The organism is Dyella flagellata (genome assembly GCF_030160275.1).
GTDB classification, from domain to species: domain Bacteria; phylum Pseudomonadota; class Gammaproteobacteria; order Xanthomonadales; family Rhodanobacteraceae; genus Dyella_B; species Dyella_B flagellata.
This window is the reverse complement of record NZ_BSOA01000048.1, coordinates 108223-127538: the sequence shown is the minus strand read 5'-3', so window position 1 is coordinate 127538 and position 19316 is coordinate 108223. Positions and strand designations below refer to the sequence as shown.

The 19316-nt window shown below is 59.6% G+C and carries 13 protein-coding genes; 7 read left to right on the top strand and 6 right to left on the bottom strand.

Going from position 1 to position 19316, the window contains the following annotated elements; all coding sequences use genetic code 11:
• Positions 1-10: 10 nt before the first annotated feature.
• Positions 11-1639 (top strand): tetratricopeptide repeat protein, encoded by a 1629-nt coding sequence (locus QQJ96_RS19485; RefSeq protein ID WP_284333696.1) that lies wholly within the window; start codon positions 11-13, stop codon positions 1637-1639.
• A 63-nt stretch (positions 1640-1702) separates the two neighbouring features.
• Here QQJ96_RS19485 and QQJ96_RS19480 read toward each other — a convergent pair whose 3' ends face one another.
• Together QQJ96_RS19480 and QQJ96_RS19475 are read right to left on the bottom strand one after the other, a co-directional pair.
• Positions 1703-2806 carry a Glu/Leu/Phe/Val dehydrogenase dimerization domain-containing protein gene (locus tag QQJ96_RS19480; protein ID WP_284333695.1) on the bottom strand — a complete coding sequence of 368 codons (1104 nt, stop codon included), beginning with the start codon at positions 2804-2806 and terminating at the stop codon, positions 1703-1705.
• 230 nt (positions 2807-3036) lie between these two features.
• A complete protein-coding gene (locus QQJ96_RS19475) occupies positions 3037-3408 on the bottom strand; it encodes a hypothetical protein (RefSeq protein ID WP_284333694.1) in 372 nt (123 codons plus the stop codon).
• 385 nt (positions 3409-3793) lie between these two features.
• On the opposite strand from QQJ96_RS19475, the gene QQJ96_RS19470 reads away from it, so the two are divergent.
• Together QQJ96_RS19470 and QQJ96_RS19465 are read left to right on the top strand one after the other, a co-directional pair.
• Entirely contained in the window at positions 3794-4399 is a 606-nt protein-coding gene (locus QQJ96_RS19470; protein WP_284333693.1) for a TetR/AcrR family transcriptional regulator, read from the top strand.
• Positions 4400-4408: 9 nt separating this feature from the next.
• Positions 4409-5341 (top strand): alpha/beta hydrolase, encoded by a 933-nt coding sequence (locus QQJ96_RS19465; RefSeq protein WP_284333692.1) that lies wholly within the window; start codon positions 4409-4411, stop codon positions 5339-5341.
• Between the two features lie 59 nt (positions 5342-5400).
• Here the strand turns inward: QQJ96_RS19465 and QQJ96_RS19460 are convergent, their stop codons facing one another.
• Together QQJ96_RS19460 and QQJ96_RS19455 are read right to left on the bottom strand one after the other, a co-directional pair.
• A complete protein-coding gene (locus QQJ96_RS19460) occupies positions 5401-6654 on the bottom strand; it encodes a hypothetical protein (RefSeq protein WP_284333691.1) in 1254 nt (417 codons plus the stop codon).
• A complete protein-coding gene (locus QQJ96_RS19455; protein ID WP_284333690.1) occupies positions 6626-7864 on the bottom strand; it encodes a dicarboxylate/amino acid:cation symporter in 1239 nt (412 codons plus the stop codon). Before QQJ96_RS19455 ends, QQJ96_RS19460 begins: the two co-directional genes overlap by 29 nt.
• A gap of 221 nt (positions 7865-8085) precedes the next feature.
• Between QQJ96_RS19455 and QQJ96_RS19450 the strand changes: the two genes are divergently transcribed.
• Together QQJ96_RS19450 and QQJ96_RS19445 are read left to right on the top strand one after the other, a co-directional pair.
• Positions 8086-11601: a methylmalonyl-CoA mutase family protein gene (locus QQJ96_RS19450; protein WP_284333689.1), complete on the top strand. Its 3516-nt coding sequence runs from the start codon at positions 8086-8088 to the stop codon at positions 11599-11601.
• A 192-nt stretch (positions 11602-11793) separates the two neighbouring features.
• Entirely contained in the window at positions 11794-12063 is a 270-nt protein-coding gene (locus tag QQJ96_RS19445; protein ID WP_284333688.1) for a DUF2442 domain-containing protein, read from the top strand.
• A gap of 111 nt (positions 12064-12174) precedes the next feature.
• Here the strand turns inward: QQJ96_RS19445 and QQJ96_RS19440 are convergent, their stop codons facing one another.
• Positions 12175-13347: a DUF2235 domain-containing protein gene (locus QQJ96_RS19440; protein WP_284333687.1), complete on the bottom strand. Its 1173-nt coding sequence runs from the start codon at positions 13345-13347 to the stop codon at positions 12175-12177.
• Between the two features lie 345 nt (positions 13348-13692).
• Positions 13693-15288, bottom strand: coding sequence for a tetratricopeptide repeat protein (locus QQJ96_RS19435; RefSeq protein WP_284333686.1), 1596 nt, complete (start codon positions 15286-15288; stop codon positions 13693-13695).
• A 230-nt stretch (positions 15289-15518) separates the two neighbouring features.
• On the opposite strand from QQJ96_RS19435, the gene QQJ96_RS19430 reads away from it, so the two are divergent.
• Both QQJ96_RS19430 and QQJ96_RS19425 read left to right on the top strand, forming a co-directional pair.
• On the top strand, positions 15519-18185 hold the full coding sequence (locus QQJ96_RS19430) for a DUF3857 domain-containing protein (RefSeq protein WP_284333685.1): 2667 nt from the start codon (positions 15519-15521) through the stop codon (positions 18183-18185).
• Between the two features lie 130 nt (positions 18186-18315).
• On the top strand, positions 18316-19164 hold the full coding sequence (locus QQJ96_RS19425) for a DUF4946 domain-containing protein (RefSeq protein WP_284333684.1): 849 nt from the start codon (positions 18316-18318) through the stop codon (positions 19162-19164).
• Positions 19165-19316 lie beyond the last annotated feature (152 nt).

The window sequence follows — 19316 nt, the reverse complement described above, 5'->3', positions numbered from 1 at the left end:
AATCCATGACATGACTGCGCGTGGGCGTTGGCTCTTGCTTTTGCTGGTGGCTGTTGCGGCGGTCGGCTTGATCGACTTTTTTGCCTTTCGGCTAGGGCAGATGACGGCGCGCCCGCCGGTCGCCTCGGTTGCACACCGGCTGCCGCTGCGCCCCGCGCCGCTCTATCGACCGCCGATCAAGCCCTATCAGCCTCCGTTTACGCAGGAGCAGTTCCGGCAGTTCCTGACCGAGGCCAGAAGCGCCGAGGCGATCGCCGATCCCTTGCAGCGATGCCTTGCCTATCCAGATCCCCCGGGCCTGCATTGGTCCAAAGCCGTGACGGATGCCTATTGCCACTATCAGCTTGATGCGCTGATCAAACCCGATGAGGTGCGCCGATTGATTCAGGCAGGCCATGCTGCCGAGCTGGACCGTCGCTGTGCCGAAATATTGCATGCGCAGCTTACGCAGCCCGGTGCGCAATCGGCGCTGGATCGCACCTTCAATATCGATTTCGCGGTAGCTTCGCCGGCTACCCGCGCACTCGTGGATGCTTGGAAGCGCCAATCGCCGCAGAGCCCCTTTGCCCTGGCTGCCAGCGGCCTGTCATATGTGGTGATGGCCCAGTCGGCTCGAGGCAGTGAATACGCCTATAAAACCTCGCAAGAGCAATTCGAATCGATGGGTCGCCTGCTGCAGCAGGCACGGACCGATCTGGATGCAGCGGTGAAGCTCGATCCGCAGCTTAGCCCCGCGTACGCAGGCATGCTTTATGTAGCGATGCTAGGCAGCGATCCTGGGTATGGGATGAGTGCCGTGAAGCGGGGCTTGGCGGCCGACCCGGCAAATTATCCGATCTACGCGCGCCTGGCCTGGATGTCGCAGCCCAAGTGGGGCGGTAGTGTGCCGCAAGTACAAGGCGTCGTCGCCGCTGCTCAGCGTCATGCCAAAGACAATCCCCTGTTGTTGCTGCTGCTTTCCGAAAGCAAGGGCGGCGACGCCTATGTGGAAAACTGTCCCTGCAGCCGGGAGCAGGAGGACGACATTTACCAGCATCTGTTTGCGGAGCCGGGGACGGTCGGCATGTTCATGAGCGCTGGCTGGGGCGCGCATCACCGCAATCGAGCCGACCTATCAGTGATTTATCGTTCCGAGCTTCTACGCTTCGATCCCACTCAGCTAGAGCATCGCCAAGGGCGCGCGTTTGACTTGCCTGGGCTTGGGCAGGCGGATTGGGCCTTGGCAGAAGGAAATGCGCTGGTGGCCATGGCGCCGCAAGACGAAAACAGTTACGAAGTGCGTGGCTTCGTCTATCAGGCGCTGAGTCAGAGCGACCGTGCGGTTCAAGATTACGAACAAGCTATCCGGATCAATCCGGATGACACCTGGGGATTGCTGCAGTTGGGCAATCTTTATGCCTTCATCCTGCATGATTGGGACAAGGCGTGGGTATTGGCCAATCGCATGGTCCAGCTTCATCCCGAAGATCCACGCGGGTGGTTGCTTCGCGCCAAGGTCGAGCAAGCCCAGCCTCGCAAGGGGTTGGATCGGACCATCTCCGACTTTGTCGCGCGATTCGGCAACGATCCTGCCCAACAGGAATCGGTCGCGGAAATGCAGTCATTGCGGGCACTCAGTCCAACGGCTACTGCGCGATGATCGCCGTATCATGAAAAAAGCCGCCGGTTGCCCGGCGGCTTTTTCGTCACACATTGGCGGCGATTACTGCCCGCGCATGCGACCGGCAAAGCGCGGCGCGCCATTGCCCATGTGCGGCAGCTTGATCTTGCCGATGGATTCGATGCGCTCTTCGGCCAGGCGGTCGGCGGCCTTGTAGGTCGGCACGCCCTGCGTCTTGCTGATCTCGAAGATGCGGCCCAGGTTGTAGTAAATGGTGCGCATCATGCGCATGGCGCGTTCGCGGTTGTAGCCATCGATTTCCAGCGACACGTTCATCACGCCACCGGCGTTGACGGCGTAATCGGGTGCGTACAACACGCCGCGGCGCTGCAGTTCTTCACCGATACTGTCGTTGGCGAGCTGGTTGTTGGCCGCGCCGCAGATGATCTTGGCCTTGATGCGGTCGATGGTTTGCTCGTTCACCGTGCCGCCCAGAGCGCAGGGCGAGTACACGTCGGCGTCGACGTCGTAGATTTCGTCCAGGCCCACCGCTTCGCAGCCCAGTTCGTCCACGCAGCGCTGCACCGCATCCTTGTTGATGTCGGTGACGAACACCTTCGCGCCCTGTTCGCGCAGCAGCTTGATGAACTCGCTGCCCACGTGGCCGGCGCCCTGCACGGCGTAGCTGTACTTGCCCACGTCTTCATTGCCGTGCTTGAAGTTCAGCGCGGCCATCAGGCCTTGCAGCGTGCCGAACGCGGTGAACGGCGAGGGGTCGCCCGAGCCGCCGTGCACCTGGTGCACGCCGGTGACGTATTCGGTTTCGCGGAACACATATTCCATGTCGTTCACGTCGATGCCCACGTCTTCGGCCGTGATGTAGCGGCCGTTGAGCGAGTTGACGAAACGGCCGAAGGCGCGGAACAGCGCTTCGGACTTGTCCTTCGACGGATCACCGATGATCACCGCCTTGCCGCCGCCCAGGTTCAGGCCGGCCACCGCGTTCTTGTAGGTCATGCCGCGCGACAGGCGCAGCACGTCGTTCACTGCGTCTTGCTCGGTCTTGTACGGCCACATGCGCAGGCCGCCCAGTGCCGGGCCCAGCACCGTGTTGTGGATCGCAATGATGGCTTTCAGGCCGGCGTCTTTGTTGTGGCAGAAGACGACTTCTTCGTGGCCTGTTTTAGCGATGGTTTCGAAAATCATTGGAACGTGGACTCCGCGTCGGACGGTGCTTGGGGACGGCACTGTGTAGGGAAAAGCGTTGGCCCCGCCAAGGACCTGACGCCTGAAACTCAAACCCCAGCAGGGCGCTGGGGTGAGTGAGTTATCCCAATAATTGTATTACGAGCCGCAAAGTCAGCGCTTTCGCATCGCAGCAAAGAAAAGCCCCGCACGCGGCGAGGCTTTTCCTGATGCACATGTAAGCGGTGTGTTTATCCTTGAACCCACACACCTACGCGCAGATGCCAGCCATCCGGATGCTGTTCCCAATGCGGATGCACGTAGTGGTAGCCCGGGCGCACCGCTTCCCAATGGCCGCGCACAGCCACGTATTGAGCGCCGTTCCAATGCCAGTAAGCGTGCGCCCAGACATAGCCGCGGCGCGGCGGCGGCACTTCCTCGATCACCGTCACCGGCGGCGGCTGCGGCGCGATCACTTCCACCACTTGCGGCGGCGGGGGCGGTGCCGGCTGTGCGACATACACAACGCGGTGCGGACGCGGGGCCGGCTGTTCCACCACGCAACCGGCGAGGGCTGCCGTCGCACCGGCGACGAGCAGCAAAGAGGCAAAACGCAATGACATGATTGTCCCCAGAGATGTTTTGGATCGGAGCTGCCGATCCGGTCAGCGCCACAGGCAAGTCTAAATAAGGCGAACCCGTTGTGCAGCCAGTCTTCATCACGCGATGAAGCGCAGTTTCTTGCGTGTAGGGCGGCGGTCGGCGGCCCCACTGATCGTTGCGTCGTCTCCTTGATCGAGGCCGCTATGCGCGGCTGTCGGGAGCAGGAACGCGAGCGTATCCGGCGATGTTGACGTGATTGCTTTCGGTGGTTCAGGTAGCAGCCGAATTACTTGCGACGGATCTGGCTCCCTCCCCTGCCGAGGCAGGGGAGGGAGCCAATGGCATCGAAATTTTTAACGGCTTTGGCCCTAGAAATAAAACGAACGGTCGTGCTATTTTTTGGCCATGAACGCTGCCACGACCCCGAGCAAGGGCGCCGCCACCCGCGAGCTGATCCTTGAACACGCCTACGAGCTGGCCCGCCAGGACGGCCTGGAAGGGCTTTCCATCGGCGCCCTGGCCCTGGGCGTGGGCATGTCCAAGAGTGGCGTGTTCGCCCATTTCGGCTCCCGCGAAGAACTGCAGCTGGCCTTGTTGGAGGCCGCCACCCGGCGCTTCCTGGATTTCGTGATCCGGCCGGCCGTACAGCAGCCGCGTGGCATGTTGCGCCTGCGCGCCATCCTGGAACGCTGGTCCGAATGGATTCGCATCCATCACACCGGCTGCGTGCTGATGAGCGCCGTCGTGGAATACGACGGGCGCGAAAGCGGCCCGCTGCGCACGCACGTGAAACAGCAGCAAGCCGGTTGGCGCAATGAAGTAGTGCGCGCCATTCGCCAGACCGTCGAAGTGGGTGATCTGCGGGCTGATACCGATGGCGAGCAACTCGCCTTCGAGCTGTATTCGGTGATGCTCGGCCTGCACCACGACGCCAGCCTGTTCGACTTCGACGAAGCGCACCGCCACACCTGGGCGGCGATCGATCGCCTGCTCGCCAGTTACCAGCCTTGAGGAGGCAGCATGACACGCCAAACGTCCGGTACGCGGCATCATTCCTCGCGAACTCCCTTGAAGCTGCGCGCCCTGCGTCTGGGCTTCGCAGTAGGCAGCCGGCTTGCACCCACGAGCACCGTGGATCGCGCGGCACGCTTGTTCGCTACACCTTTCGCCAGCAGCCGTAGCCGTGCGCGCGCAGCGCAGCCGGACGAGGCCATGCAGCGCGGCGAACTGCGCGTCGGCGATGAATCCATCGCAACTTATGTGTGGGGCGATCCATCCAGGCAGCCATACGCCTTGCTGGTGCATGGCTGGTCCAGCTTCGGCCTGCGCTATCTGCCGTGGGTGGCGAAATTGCGCGAGCAGGGTTTGGCCGTGGTGACTTTCGACCAGCCCGGTCACGGCGCCAGCAGCGGCAAGCTGTGCACCATGCCGGATTTCATCGCCACCATTCGCGCGGTCGGCATGCAATTTGGTAACGCAGCGCTCGCCGTAGGTCATTCCATGGGTGGCGCTGCTGTGGCCTTGGCTCAGGATGTGGCATGGCAGGTGCAGCGCATGGCGTTGATCGCACCCGCTGCCGATCTGGAAGCCGCCACGCAACGCTTCATTCGCTTCGTGCGTCTAGGCGAACACTTGCGCGAGCCGCTGCTTTCCTGGTTCGAGCGCCGCACTGGCGTGCACGCACGCGAGCTGCAAGTACACCACCATGTTCCTACGTTAGGTCAGCCGGGCTTGATCGTGCACGACCTGGACGATCGCGAAGTGCCGTGGGAAGAAGGCGAGCGCTACGCACGCTATTGGCCGGGTGCCCGCCTGCTTACGACGCAAGGTCTAGGGCATCACCGCATCTTGGACGCGCCGGAAGTGATCGAGGCGACGCTGGCGTTTGCACGCGGCGAAACGGTGGGCGATCGTGTGGTGGCCACACCAAACTTGCCGTTCGGCCTTGCGTAGGCTGGGATGAAATCCCAGCATGCCACGCATACGACAGCAGTGCGGCTAGGTATCGCAACTTATTGCAACAGCTGGATGGCAGGCATGAAGGCGCCGCGGTGACGCGCGTGCCTTCTAAGGAATTCATCCAGGGTAATCTTTTCCGAAATGCATGAGCCATCTCCCTGCCCTGTGCGATCGAATGTAGTAGATCGGGTTGTGCGGTTGGACCAGTGGCTACATCCGGCCAAAGAGGCCAAGTGATCGGTCCCTGGCGGAGCGACTGTGATGTTATACGCCGACTGTTCAGGGGGCGCAGGGGGGCTCACGAATGGATACCCCGCATTGTTTGTTCTAGCGGCTGGGACAAACTCCCCGTCCCCCTGTGGATCTCGATGCTGCATATAGCGCTGTGTGCCATCGATGTAAATGTAGGCAGTAGCGATATTTTCACCTCGAATAATGGTTTCCACCGGCGTCGTGTCGGTAGACAATGGCACGCCCGCCACGCGGTAGCGCTCTCCCACAAAATCGGTGCGCAGGGCTCCAAGAGTTCGGGCAATACTGTCGTGGTCTCCTGCTGGAAGAGCCTCGCTTAGGGTAAAGAGCGTCTGAGAAAGAGGGAATGATCTCTCATCCGGGCTAACACTAAAGAGAACGCCGGTCTGCCCAGGTTCCCATCTTTGGAAACTCCGCCTGTCGTAGTAAAGATAGACCCCTGGGGGACCTGGTGGGGTTGGAATATCATCATTAACAAGCCAACGGTAAAAACTCCAGGCCATATTGTTATCGTAGCGCATCGGATAGGTGTCACGTAATCCGCCTCTGAAAACACGATGTGCGGCGATTTTGAGCGCTTCTAAACGCTGATCAGTGGGGGTGTCCTTAGGAATAAGATCTTCATAATGGACGAAAGTGAACCATTTATGAGGGTCGGCATGGAGCGGAAGCCAGGCTGCCGCAAGCACCAGGATGATCCATTTGGCTAATTTTTTTTTATTCATGGTGACAGGACTCTTATTTGGAAGAAATGGTGATTTATTTCTTTTATCGATCACCTTCTCGGGGCTGGTGAAGGACATGGCATTGTTGAAGCACTCGGGATCTGTTGGAACCTTGCGTCCAGGAGGAAATCGACGAATCGTAATCAGTATGCAGTAGACAGTGGAGATGAAAAATAAAAAAAATAGAGTTTGTAACAAAATATTAGGTATTTTAATATTGACCGATGATGGATGTGGGATGGGCTGACATCCCAGCATCGCAATGTAGACAGTACAAACGATGCAGGATTGCAATCCCTGCCTACTCGCGCGCTTTATACCGCGCCCCATCCAACACCCCTTCCGACTTAGCCACCATTACCGCGGTCAGCGCATCCCCGGTCACATTCGCCGAGGTGGAACACATATCCAGCAAGCGATCCACTGCCGCCACCACTGCGATCACTTCCAGCGGCAAGCCCACGGACGACAGCACCAGGCCCATCACCACCAATGCGGTGCCCGGAACGCCCGCCGCGCCAATCGAAGCCAGCGTAGTTGTCACCACCACCGTGACCATCTGTGCAAGAGAAAGCTCGATGCCATACGCATGGCTGGCAAAGATCGTCACCACCCCGAGGTAACACGCCAGCCCCGCCATGTTCACGGTAGAACCCAGTGGCAGCACGAAGCTGGCCACGCGCGGATCCACGCCCAGTCGCGTCTGCGTGTTCTCCATGTTCAGCGGCAGGGTGGCTGCGCTGCTGGCCGAGGAATACGCAAACAATTGCACCGGTATCATCTTGCGCAGGAAAGGCAGCGGATGGATGCGCCATAACAGCAGCAGCGCACTGCACACCACGATCATGAACAGCAGCATGGATGCATAACCCACCGCCACCAGCGAGCCGAGGTGGCCAAGCACGGCAAATCCGTGATCCGCGGTAACGTAGGCCATCAAGCCGAACACGCCTAGCGGTGCGAACTTCAGCACCATGTGGATCAGCTTGAACACCACGCTGGCCAGGCTGTTGAAGAAATCGCGCACGGTGGTGGCAGCCTCGCCAGCGAAATTGATCGCCAAGGCGAACAAGGCAACGAATACGATCGTGGGCAGCAGCGCGCCTTCCGCAAACGCCTTGAACGGATTGGAAGGAATCGCACTGATCAGCGCATCCTTGATGCTGGTAGGCGCGGCGGCCGCCGCCTGCACGCCCGTGACGCCAAGCGTGAAGCCTTCGCCCACTCTGAACAACGTGGCCAGGCCCATCGCGATGCTGGCCATCAGCGCCATCGTTACGGCGTAGATGGCGATCGACTTCCATGCGATCCGCCGCATCGTGGTCATATCGGAAAGCGAGGTGATGCCGCATACCAGCGAGACGAATACCACCGGTATCACGCACATGCGGATCAGCGACATGAAAACCTCGCCCAACGGGGCCAGCAGCTTGGCCGGCTCACCCGCGAAGTGACCGACCGCAAAGCCAAGCGCCATCGCGACAAGGATCTGATGCCACATTTCCAGGCGTGGAAAGCGGCGGGTGGCGGCTGCGTGCATGGATTTCCTCCTCGATGCTGCATCCCGTTGCAGCGATGAAGAAAGCTTCTAGCAAGCCGGGGCTGGGCTGTATTTAGGGGAAGTACGAAAATTCGGCGCGGCTGCATTTCGCCCGTGCTGCACAGGCGTCGGCTTGCGCCGGGCGGTCCCGCAAGCACCCGTTTAACAGGCAACCCCATTAGAATGGTTGCAGTTGGAACATCCCCGTTCTCGGAGTCCCCATGAGTTCCCCCGCCAAGCACGTTCCTGCCACTTCCGCGCAGGCCGAAACCAGCCCCCTGCGTTTCGTCACCGCCGCCAGCCTGTTCGATGGGCATGATGCCGCCATCAATATCATGCGCCGCATCATTCAGTCCCAGGGCGCGGAAGTCATTCACCTGGGCCACAATCGCTCGGTGGAGGACGTGGTTCGTGCTGCACTGCAAGAAGATGCCGACGCGATCGCGCTGTCGTCCTACCAGGGCGGCCACGTGGAGTACTTCAAGTACATGGTGGACATGCTCAAGGAGAAGGGCGCCGCCCACATCCGCGTGTTCGGCGGCGGCGGCGGCACCATCACCCCGGAGGAAATCCGCGAGCTGCAGGCCTACGGCGTGGAGCGCATCTACCACCCCAACGACGGCATGAAGCTGGGCCTGGTGGAAATGATCGAGGACGTGATGCTGCGCGCCGGCAACGCGGCCGCCCAGCGCGAACAGAACACCGCCGTGGTGCCGGCCAAGATCGACATCGACGACGAGATCAGCATCGGCCACACCCTTTCCGCCATCGAAGAAGGCAAGCTGAGCGAGGCTGAACTCGCGCGCCTGCGTAAGGAATGGTCGCTGGCCGGCAAGCACACGCCCGTGCTCGGCATGACCGGCACCGGCGGCGCGGGCAAATCCTCAGTGGTGGATGAACTGCTGCTGCGCTTCCTGCACGCTTTCCCGGGCATGCGCATTGCCGTGCTCGCCGTGGACCCCACGCGTCGCCGCAGTGGTGGCGCCCTGCTGGGTGACCGCATCCGCATGAATGCATTGCGCAGCCATCGCGTGTATATGCGCTCCATGGCTACGCGCCGCCAGAACGCCGCTACCAACGAAGTGCTGCACGACTGCATCAACTTCCTCAAGAGCCAGCCCTACGACCTGGTGATCGTGGAAACCGCCGGCATCGGCCAGAGCGATTCGGAAATCGTCGACCTGGTGGATTTTCCGGTCTACGTGATGACCAGCGACTACGGCGCCGCCAGCCAGCTGGAAAAAATCGACATGCTCGATTTCGCCGAGCTGGTCGTGCTGAACAAGTTCGACAAGCGCGGCGCCGAAGATGCGCTGCGCGACGTGCGCAAGCAGTGGAAGCGCAACCGCAACGCCTTCACCTTGAAAGACGATGACGTGCCGGTGTATCCCACCATCGCCAGCCAGTTCAACGATCCGGGCGTCACCTGGATGTTCACCAACCTGTGCCGCCTGTTACGCGACAAGCTGGCCCTTTCTTCTTCCCCCTCCCCTTCCAGGGGAGGGCAGGGTGGGGTTGCTTCGCACTCGCGGTGTGATTGGACTCCTCAGCTCGACGTGACCCTGAAAGAGCCTCGCGCCACCGTGCTGATTCCCGGCGCGCGCGTTCGTTACCTGGCGGAAATCGCCGAGCAGGGCAGGGGCATCAACAGCGAGATCGAGCGCGAAGCCGAATTCGCCAGCAAGGCCCAGCATTACTACGAATCGCTCAAAGAACTTGGCGACGAAAAACTGCCCGGCGAACTGGACCGCTACGACCACGAAGCGACCCACGACTCCAACGCCGACCGCACGCTGATCGTGTTGCGCCAGCGCTACAACGCTGCCCTGCGCGAACTCAGCCACGAAGCCCTGCACCTGCTGCGCGACTGGCCCAAGCTGTACAAGTCGGTCACCGATGAAGTGAACGAGTACAAGGTGCGCGACAAAGTGATCCGCGTGGAGAACTACCGCGATTCGCTCAGCCACCAGAAAATTCCGAAGGTGGCGCCGCCCAAGACCAAGGACTGGGGCGACCAGCTGCGCTTCCTGATGCGCGAAAACCTGCCCGGCCACTACCCCTACACCGGCGGCGTGTACCCCTATCGCCGTACCGGTGAAGACCCCACCCGCATGTTCGCGGGCGAAGGCACGCCCGAGCGCACCAACCGCCGCTTCCACTACCTGAGCCAGGGCGGTGCCGCCACGCGCCTGTCCACCGCGTTCGACTCCGTAACCCTGTACGGCGAAGATCCCGCGCCGCGCCCGGACATCTACGGCAAGATCGGCAACTCCGGCGTCAACATCGCCACCCTGGACGACATGAAGAAGCTGTACTCCGGCTTCGACTTGAGCGCGCCGACCAGCTCCGTGTCCATGACCATCAACGGTCCGGCGCCGATCATCCTGGCGATGTTCATGAACACCGCGATCGACCAGAACGTGGAGAAATACCTCAAGTCCGACGCCGCGCGCTGGACCGAAGCGCAAAAGCGCATGGACGAACTCTTTGCAGGCAAGAAGCGCCCCGTCTATTCCGGCGAGCTGCCCAAGGGCAACGAAGGCCTTGGCTTGAGCCTGCTGGGCGTAACCGGCGACCAGCTGGTCGATGAGCAAACCTACGCCCGCATCAAGGAAGAAACCCTGCAAACCGTGCGCGGCACCGTGCAGGCGGACATCCTCAAGGAAGACCAGGCGCAGAACACCTGCATTTTCAGCACCGAATTCGCGCTGCGCATGATGGGCGACATCCAGCAGTACTTCGTCGACCACAAGGTGCGCAACTTCTATTCGGTTTCCATCTCCGGCTATCACATCGCCGAAGCCGGCGCCAACCCGATCAGCCAGCTCGCCTTTACGCTCAGCAACGGCTTCACGATTGTTGAGTACTACCTCGCGCGCGGCATGCACATCGACGATTTCGCGCCGAACCTGAGCTTCTTCTTCTCCAACGGCATGGATCCGGAATACACCGTGATCGGCCGCGTTGCCCGCCGCATCTGGGCGCGCGCCATGCGCGAGCGCTACGGCGCCAGCGCCCGCAGCCAGATGATGAAGTACCACATCCAGACTTCCGGCCGCTCCCTGCACGCGCAGGAAATCCAGTTCAACGACATCCGCACCACCCTGCAGGCCTTGTACGCGCTGTTCGACAACTGCAACAGCCTGCACACCAACGCCTACGACGAAGCCATCACCACGCCCACCGAAGAAAGCGTGCGCCGTGCCGTGGCCATCCAGATGATCATCAACAAGGAACTGGGCCTCAACTTCAACGAAAACCCCTGGCAGGGCAGCTACGTTGTGGACGCCCTTACCGACATCGTCGAAGAAGCGGTCTACAAGGAATTCGAGGCCATCAGCGAACGCGGCGGTGTGCTTGGCGCCATGGACACCATGTACCAGCGCGGCAAGATTCAGGAAGAATCGATGTACTACGAACAGAAGAAGCACGACGGCAGCCTGCCGCTGATCGGCGTCAACACCTTCCTGCCCAAGGACCACGGCGGCGAAATCGCCACCGAGATCGAGCTGATCCGTTCCACCGAGGAAGAAAAGGGCCAGCAGATCCAAAACGTGCAGGCCTTCGGCAAATCCCGCAACGGCCTGGCCCCGCAAAGCCTCAAGACGCTACAGAGCACCGCGCGCGAGCGTAAAAACGTGTTCGAGCAGCTGATGGAAGCGGTGAAGTACAACTCGCTGGGGCAGATCAGCCACGCGTTGTACGACGTGGGCGGCGAATACCGCCGGAACATGTAAATCAGCCCACGCCCCAAGCTGTCCACTCCCTCTCCCCTGCACAAGCAGGGGAGTGTCGTAGGCTGGGATGGCAATCCCAGCATCTGCGTGCCGCATGAAAAGCTGGGATTGTCATCCCAGCCTACGCGCTGGCGCAGAATTGGACGCGTGCGCAGGCTTTGCAGCCTCTGAATCGTATCCCGGGAGCCGACAATGATTAAGTTGATCGCAGCCAAATCGATGGGGGGGCGCCTACTCGAACTGCGTTTTTCTGATGGCGCGACGGGCGTTTATGACTTTGGTCCTATCGTGGACACGGTTACGGCCATGACCGATCCCCTTCGCGATCCTGACTTTTTCGGGCGCTACTACATTGAACTTGGCGCCCTGGCTTGGCCCAATGGCCTGGATTTCAGTGCCGGCTCGTTGTATCGACGCTTGCAAGACGAAGGAAAGTTAAAGCGCGACGTCAGGGCGGCATAGTCCAACCCATGCCCTCCAGCCCTCTCCCCCGGGGAGGGCCGTAGGCTGGGATGGCAATCCCAGCATCTGCGTGCCGCATGAAAAGCTGGGATTGTCATCCCAGCCTACGCGCTAGACCGCTGCGGCAACGCTTGGTTCGTTCGCATGTACCGACGAATTCAGCAGGCCCGGATCGACCTTCTTCCGCTTAGACCAATCAACCAAGTTGGCAGGTCTATACGTGCCATCACTCCTCCAGCGCTCAAACACCGACGCATCAATCGTCTCGTTGACGACGTTGTGTGCCATGTCGTCAGTAGTCGCAGGTTCGACGCCCATCTTCCGATAGTAGGGGATGAACAAATGGGCTGTGCGATACAGCCCATAGGCCATTTCCTTGAATGAATCGTTGATGGGAGCCTCGCAGGCGCCGCCATCGATGCTGATGTCGCTCTTGAATTGAAGACCCTTTGCCTTGGCCTTGTCCATGAGCCATTTAAGCGGACGTTGGGCTAGAAGATCATCGGCGTACCCGCCTCCAACGTTGGCGTGCGCTCCGACAAACCAACGCTGTTCCACCCTATCGATGCCTGGAAAGGCATAGACCCCCGTGGCGTTAGGATCACCCCTGAGGTGAGGCCATGTCCAAAGGGTAGGTGCGAACGCCTTGCGATGTTCATCGATGGCCAGTGCGTGATAAGCCGTTTCGTTATCGATCCACAAGTTGGTTTGCAGAAAGTTGTATTGAGAGCGACTGATCAGCGGAATATTGCCGAATGGCAACCCAAGCGCACCCACCGTATCCCACACCCCGACGAACCCGATGGCGATGGGCTGGGAATAGGTCAGCAACCAACGCTCTTCGATGGGAAGATTCTTTTGCTCCGATGGAGCAAGCTTGCAAAGCTCTCGAATAGAACGGCCATTGGCTTTTCTATACCGGGCATAGAGCTGCTGTACGGACAGCGGCGAACCCGCCGTGAGGAGCCCGAGCTTGGAGATCAACCCTGAGAGTGCGCGAGCCGTATACGCACCTCTACTGAAGCCGAAGATAAACAGCTTGTCGCCAGGGTTGTAGTGTTCAACTAGCCACTCGTAGGCATCGATGACTTCGGCGTCCAGTCCGTAGCCAAAAGCCCCGCCCATGAAACGCTGGCCGAAGAGCGTGCCGACACCTTGGCTGTAGTAGCAGATTTGCTCGTCGCTAATGGAGCAAAGCGATTTGGCGCGCCACACATTGGTGTTGTTTTCGACCGTATTCCAGGTACCATCCAGGAACAGCGCTATCCTCTTACCATCCGCCATGACACCTCTCCTCTGAGTGGGTGTTAGCCGAAGACCAAGATTTACGCGATCCTGATAAATACGGTATCACGGGCTTTCGCGTGTAAAGATTTCAAACGCACCGGACGTATCACCAGCAGTTCGAGGCGAATGCGTTCATTCTTGCCGCAGGCTACCTACTCCCTCCCCTGCAAGCAGGGGAGGGTTGGGGTGGGGTAAGCCCGAGCTTGCCAAAAATTTCCCAACCATCTAATAAGCGGCCGGCGTAGGCTGGGATGAAATCCCAGCGTCGTTTGCCGCATGGCTGAGATGTTATCCCGGCTCGCGTCTGGCCTGGCGGCACCCCAGCCCTTGCAGCCTTAGGATTTATTCCTGTCCGATTTTCTCTGGATGCTTGACCAGGTACGTTCGCATTTCCGCCACCTGCGCCCGGAATTCGGATCGATCCCCAAAATGATCGATAAAGTAGTGAATGGTCTCGTAGCGACCCGGCAGATCATGGTCCATCAGATAGCAGGCGCGCACGATGTAGCCATCCGCATTGTCCGGGTAGTGACTGATCAAGGTATCGGCCAGCGCCTTGGCCTTTTCCGGTTGATGACCCGCATGGTTGTACAGGTCGCCTAGCAAGGCCATGGCTCTCTCGGTGTCGGGTTCGCGCAGCAAAATGGCTTTATAGGTGTCTTCCGCTTCTTTGGTATGGCCCGTTTCCGCGTAGATAGTCCCTAACGCCAACGCAATGCCATTATTGTCGGAAAAGCGCTGCGCCATCCGCAGGATGCTTTGCACAGCACCATTGGCATCGCCTAGCTTCCTCATCAGCTCCGCTCTCCACTGCAATACGTCGGCATCGGTGGGATTGAAACGGAGCGATTGTGAATAAAGTTCAATGGCCAGGTGAGGGTCCTTATCGTTGGCTACATATGCCAAATCATTGAGGTCGCTGTAACTGACGTTGTCGTCAGCGGCGGCTAGTACCTTCTTCAGGGATTCGAATGGCGTGTAGCCACAATCGCAAGTGGCGGAATAAAACGCCGGCATGGAGGCCACCATGCGCAGTAGCGGATTGCGGGCCACGAGAGCGCTTGCTTCGTGCCTTTGCTCGCGCACGCCACCAAACATGCCGCCCCATTTCGGCTGCGCTAGATTCATCATCTGGACGCGGATCTTAAAGTTCGCAGGGTCGACCCTCAAACCCGCTTCAGCGGCTTGATACATGTAGGCATCATCGCCACTGAGTGCGGCGGCATAGATCATCTCGCCATACGCGGGGGTGATAGCCGGCAAGAGTGACACCGCCTGATCCAGGTCTTTACGAGCCAGCACCAGCTGCGCCTTCATGCCCGCAACCTGGCTGTCGGTCAAATCACTGGACCAGCCCTCTCCTCTCGCCGCCTGCGCTGCCTCTAGGTACTGCATGCCGCTGGCGGTTAACGCAAAGGCACTGCTTGGTGCTTGCTGCTTCCATTGGTCGATGATCTTGCGAGCATTCGCGTCAGCGTGGTCAAAACCCGCTGCATAGAAGGCGATATCCAAAACCCCGGGTTGAGGGGAGCCATGCAGTTGCGCATCCAGATACCCCTGGAATGCCTTGTCTACTTCGTTGGCTTTGCCTTGTGCCAAGAGCGCGGCGATTTCAGCCTGCGAGAGGCTGTGCTGATTGCGCAGTCGACAGTAGGCGCGCGTACTGTCATCGTGCCAATGTGTACCAGGGATATTCGGGTAATGCAGGCATCGTTCTAGGGGATCGGCAATACCTTCGGCCTGACTAACCCCCGCCATGAATGCCGTGTAATCCGAGTTAACCTGTTGGGTGCGATGGGTATCGTGCCAGTTAGCCCAGGCGCGAAGCACCAGCAGGAGGGCCAATACGGTAAGGATCGTCGCAATTGCCAACCGTACTCCATTGCGTGGCTGTTCTGCGCGGCCCGCCTGGCCTAATTCCTTTCCATTGCCTTGCATATATTTCCCCTGTCCCTTAGGTCGTGCGTATCTCATGCGAGGCTCGACAATGGCCCGCCGTCTAAGATGGCTGCTTCCGTCCAGATATTGCCATAACCGGATTGTCTGGCCATCGGGGCTGCCCCTCTTTTGGGCTTGTACCGTTTAAAAGAGGCGTAAATACCTGCCTCGCTATCGTTCCGTGGAATCCGGTAGCATTCAAAGCACAAGGGGAAATCCGGAGCAGGGCAGTGACAAGGGACGAATCGCGCCTGGTTAGGGGCGCAACAGGCTTGCGCCTGAAAGCGCGCTGGTGGGCGCTGATCACCATGATTTGGTTGGCCGCGCTGATGCCGGCCGCCAGCTACGCCGCCGAATACACCATTGGCCCGGCCCCGGCATGGGTGGTTCCCACCATGCCGGGTTTCCCCAGCGCCGACGCCATCAGCCAGGGTAGTTACGGTGAGGTCTACCTGCTGACCGATAGCCAGGTGCTGGCCGGTGATCAGCAACGCGTGACCTATCACCGGCTGGTCACTACCGCCATCAACGCCAGTGGCGTGAGTGCGGTGGCGAACATCCAAATCTCCTTCGACCCGTCCTACCAGACCCTGGTGTTGCATTCGATCAACATCGTGCGCCATGGCCATGTCATCGCCAAGCTGGCCACCGCGCGCATCCAGGTGCTGCAGCGGGAAGCCGAGCTGGAGGCGCGGATCTACGATGGCACCAAGACCGTCAGCGTGGCTCTGGATGATGTGCGCGAAGGAGATACGGTCGACTACTCCTACAGCACGACCGGTCGCAACCCGGTGTTCAAGGGCCTCGACTTTGGGCGAGACCCTCTGCAGTTTGCTGTCCCGATAGCACGCATTCATATGCGGCTGCTGGTGCCGCAGGATAAACATGTGACGTTCGCCGAGCGAAATACGGCGATCAAGCCAGTGGTGAGCGAGCACAACGGATTGCGCGACTACGTCTGGGACGTGACCAACCCTCCCGTGCTGAAAGTAGAGAACGACGCTCCCCTTTGGTACATGCCGTATGCCGAGGCAGCGTGGAGTGAGTTTGCCGACTGGGCGGCGGTAGCCCGTTGGGCGCAGCCGCTGTACCAGGTGCCGGCAAGCTTGAGCCCGGAGCTGCAGGCCCAGGTTGACCGCATCGCCAAAGCCGAGCCGACCTCCGCCGGGCGCATGCTTGCCGTGTTGCGGCTGGTGCAGAGCGAAGTACGTTATCTGGGTGTGGAGATTGGCCAGAATTCCCACGCGCCCAATCCGCCGGACCTGGTCTACGCCCGACGCTTCGGCGATTGCAAAGACAAAACGCTGCTTACCTTGACCCTGCTTGACCGCCTTGGCATCGAAGCGCATGCAGCCTTGGTCAACACCAGCCTGCAACGAGGCCTGGCGGACCTTTTGCCGTCGCCAGGACTGTTCGATCACGTGCTGGTGCAAGCGCGTCTCGATGGCAAAACCTGGTGGATCGATCCGACCCGCTACACCCAGAAAGCGGATCTCGCGCACCTCTACCAGCCCGATTATGGCCTGGCGCTGATCGTGGGTTCGGCCACGCAAGCGCTTACCCCCATGAAGCGGGCCGACAAGGCCTCAGCCGCGCGCCAATTGAATGTCGTGTTCGATGCCAGCGCCGGCTTCGACAAGCCCGTTCGCTACACGCTGGAAACGACCATCACCGGCGTATTCGCCGAAGCGTTGCGTGCAAGGCTCACCACCATCAACGCCTCGGATGCAGAAAAGACCTTTTTGAACTTCCGCGCAACGCGCTACCCGCACGTCAAATTGGCCGCGCCGCTGCAGATCAAGGATGACGAAGCGGCCAACCGCATCGTCATCAAGGAAACCTACACCATTGCCGACATGGTGACCCCTTCCGGCGATGGCAAACAACGCGTCGCGGACATTATCCTGCCCGACATCTCACAAGTGATGCGCGAGCCCTCGGCAACCGACCGCAAATCGCCGCTGCACCTGGCCTATCCGCAGGACGTAAGCCAGCACACCGAAATATTGCTGCCGGCCAACTGGCCCCTCAAACCCAGCAACGCCACTATCGATGATCCCGCTTTCCATTTCGAGCAAACGGTGCTCATCGACGGCGCGCGGGTAACCATGCTCGATCACTACCAGGCATTGACCGACGAAGTGCCCGCGCAGGACATGCCCCGTTATGTCAGTAACCTGGCGCGAGCGCGCAATTCGGTGGGCTATGAACTGTCGTGGGGCAAGACGGCGGCCGCTACCACCACCACCGCAGCACCCGCTACTCAGCCCTCCACGCTGGATCGCATGAACTGGCCCCTAGTCATGCTGACGTTGGGGATCTTTGCTTTCTGGCCGTGGATGGCCTTCAAGGCCTATCGATACGATCCGCCGCCCAGCGTTGAAAGCGACCCACGCTGGCAGGGCATTGGTGGCTGGTTGCTGCTATTGACTGTGCTGCTGGCGCTGAGGCCGCTGGTGTATGGATCTTCCTTGTTGCACCTGGTCCGCATCCTGTTCTCCGACAAGTGGGCGCAGTTGACCACCTACGGAAGCCACTCCTACCACGCCTTGTATGCTCCAACGATGCTGCTGGAGCTGACGGATGCAGTAGCCCAATTGACCTTCTCGCTGTTGCTGCTACTGCTGTTGTTTCAGCGTCGCAGCAGTTTCCCGCGTGTGGCACTGCTGGTGATAGTCAGCGGCGTGATCGTGCACCTGGGGGACGTGGGCTTGGCCAGTATGGTGCCGATCAAGAACATCTCGCTAAGCACGACCAAAGCGGTATGGAACGTTATCGGTACAGTCGTCTGGTCGGCCTATCTGCTTCAGTCTCGGCGGGTGAAGGCGACCTTTGTGAGGCGATATCGGGCGAGCATGTCGCCGCCGCTATCGCAGTTGGCTGAGCAAGTTTCATAGTGAGATGCGCTTTCTACCAAAGAATCCAAATTGACCGATCCATCGGCAAAAATCGATAAGGTTGGCGGAAGCTTAAATACCCCGTCCCGAAATTTGGGCGATAGGCGAATGTTCAACAAGGGGAAGGAATATGCAGTGCAAAAACTGTCAAACGGAAGTGGTCAGCGGCATGTTTGCATGCCCGCAATGCGGTCTGCCGGTTCAGACCTCTGCAGTGGCACCGCCTGATAAACAGCCTCCATCTTTAAGAAAAGACATCTCATGGCTGGTTTGGGGCCTGTTGTGTGCCCCTTGTCTGCTGCTAAGCATTGCAGAAGTTTGGAAGGGCTCGGTAGATATCGCAAAAATGGAAGGACAGGCGCTGGCTCCAGGGATCATGGCAGCTGGTGTGGCCTGGTTGCTGGGGCGTTTTGGGAAATTCCGCTTCAGGCTGACGATGGTTGTGGCCTATGCCGTTTTGGTCGGTTTATCGCTAATCGGTCTTTTAACACCGGAGGCTGCGGCAGCCGACAGCCCCTCGGCTCAACAGTCAGGTTACGAAGTCCAGTGGTCGGCAGGGTGGCAAGTTCACAAGCAGCCCATACCCCCAGAATCAGAATTAAGGGGTGAGGTGATCAGGGCAACGAAAATGGAAAGTGGCAGGACCGTGGCGACTATTACTCTTACTGTGTTTAAGAGTGAGCCAGGCGTATCTCTGTTGGGCGAGATGCAAAGTTTCGTCGGAAGTGCACAGAATACAGCAGAGAAAGCAGGGTACGAATGGTCATCTTCGCAACCGGCGGCCGGCCGTATGAAAGGGAATCCATCGCTGGAAGTGGAGACTCATTTGAAGAGAGCGAACGTAACGGTAAGGCAGTGGTTCGTAATGACCGCTAGTGATCGGCAAGTTTGCGTCATGGATTTTGCGGCGCAGGATGCCAACTATGAGCGAACGCAAGGCGACTTTCGCCAAGTGCGCGACAGCTTGATTTGTTATTGATGCTGATAAATGTCTGGACGCTGGGGTATCTCCGTGTTTCTTGTCTGCGTCCGTACATGCCTCAAGGCCGTCATTTCCTCGAAAGCGCCTCCACTTTCGCGGGAATGACGTCCAGCTAATTGGAAAGATCACGCTCAGCGTGAATGACCTAC

Bases quoted from the DNA above. Each gene is read 5' to 3' on its own strand.
- QQJ96_RS19485 (WP_284333696.1), top strand. From the start codon at position 11: ATGACTGCGCGTGGGCGTTGGCTCTTGCTTTTGCTGGTGGCTGTTGCG.
- QQJ96_RS19480 (WP_284333695.1), bottom strand. From the start codon at position 2,806: ATGATTTTCGAAACCATCGCTAAAACAGGCCACGAAGAAGTCGTCTTC.
- QQJ96_RS19475 (WP_284333694.1), bottom strand. From the start codon at position 3,408: ATGTCATTGCGTTTTGCCTCTTTGCTGCTCGTCGCCGGTGCGACGGCA.
- QQJ96_RS19470 (WP_284333693.1), top strand. From the start codon at position 3,794: ATGAACGCTGCCACGACCCCGAGCAAGGGCGCCGCCACCCGCGAGCTG.
- QQJ96_RS19465 (WP_284333692.1), top strand. From the start codon at position 4,409: ATGACACGCCAAACGTCCGGTACGCGGCATCATTCCTCGCGAACTCCC.
- QQJ96_RS19460 (WP_284333691.1), bottom strand. From the start codon at position 6,654: ATGGGGCGCGGTATAAAGCGCGCGAGTAGGCAGGGATTGCAATCCTGC.
- QQJ96_RS19455 (WP_284333690.1), bottom strand. From the start codon at position 7,864: ATGCACGCAGCCGCCACCCGCCGCTTTCCACGCCTGGAAATGTGGCAT.
- QQJ96_RS19450 (WP_284333689.1), top strand. From the start codon at position 8,086: ATGAGTTCCCCCGCCAAGCACGTTCCTGCCACTTCCGCGCAGGCCGAA.
- QQJ96_RS19445 (WP_284333688.1), top strand. From the start codon at position 11,794: ATGATTAAGTTGATCGCAGCCAAATCGATGGGGGGGCGCCTACTCGAA.
- QQJ96_RS19440 (WP_284333687.1), bottom strand. From the start codon at position 13,347: ATGGCGGATGGTAAGAGGATAGCGCTGTTCCTGGATGGTACCTGGAAT.
- QQJ96_RS19435 (WP_284333686.1), bottom strand. From the start codon at position 15,288: ATGCAAGGCAATGGAAAGGAATTAGGCCAGGCGGGCCGCGCAGAACAG.
- QQJ96_RS19425 (WP_284333684.1), top strand. From the start codon at position 18,316: ATGCAGTGCAAAAACTGTCAAACGGAAGTGGTCAGCGGCATGTTTGCA.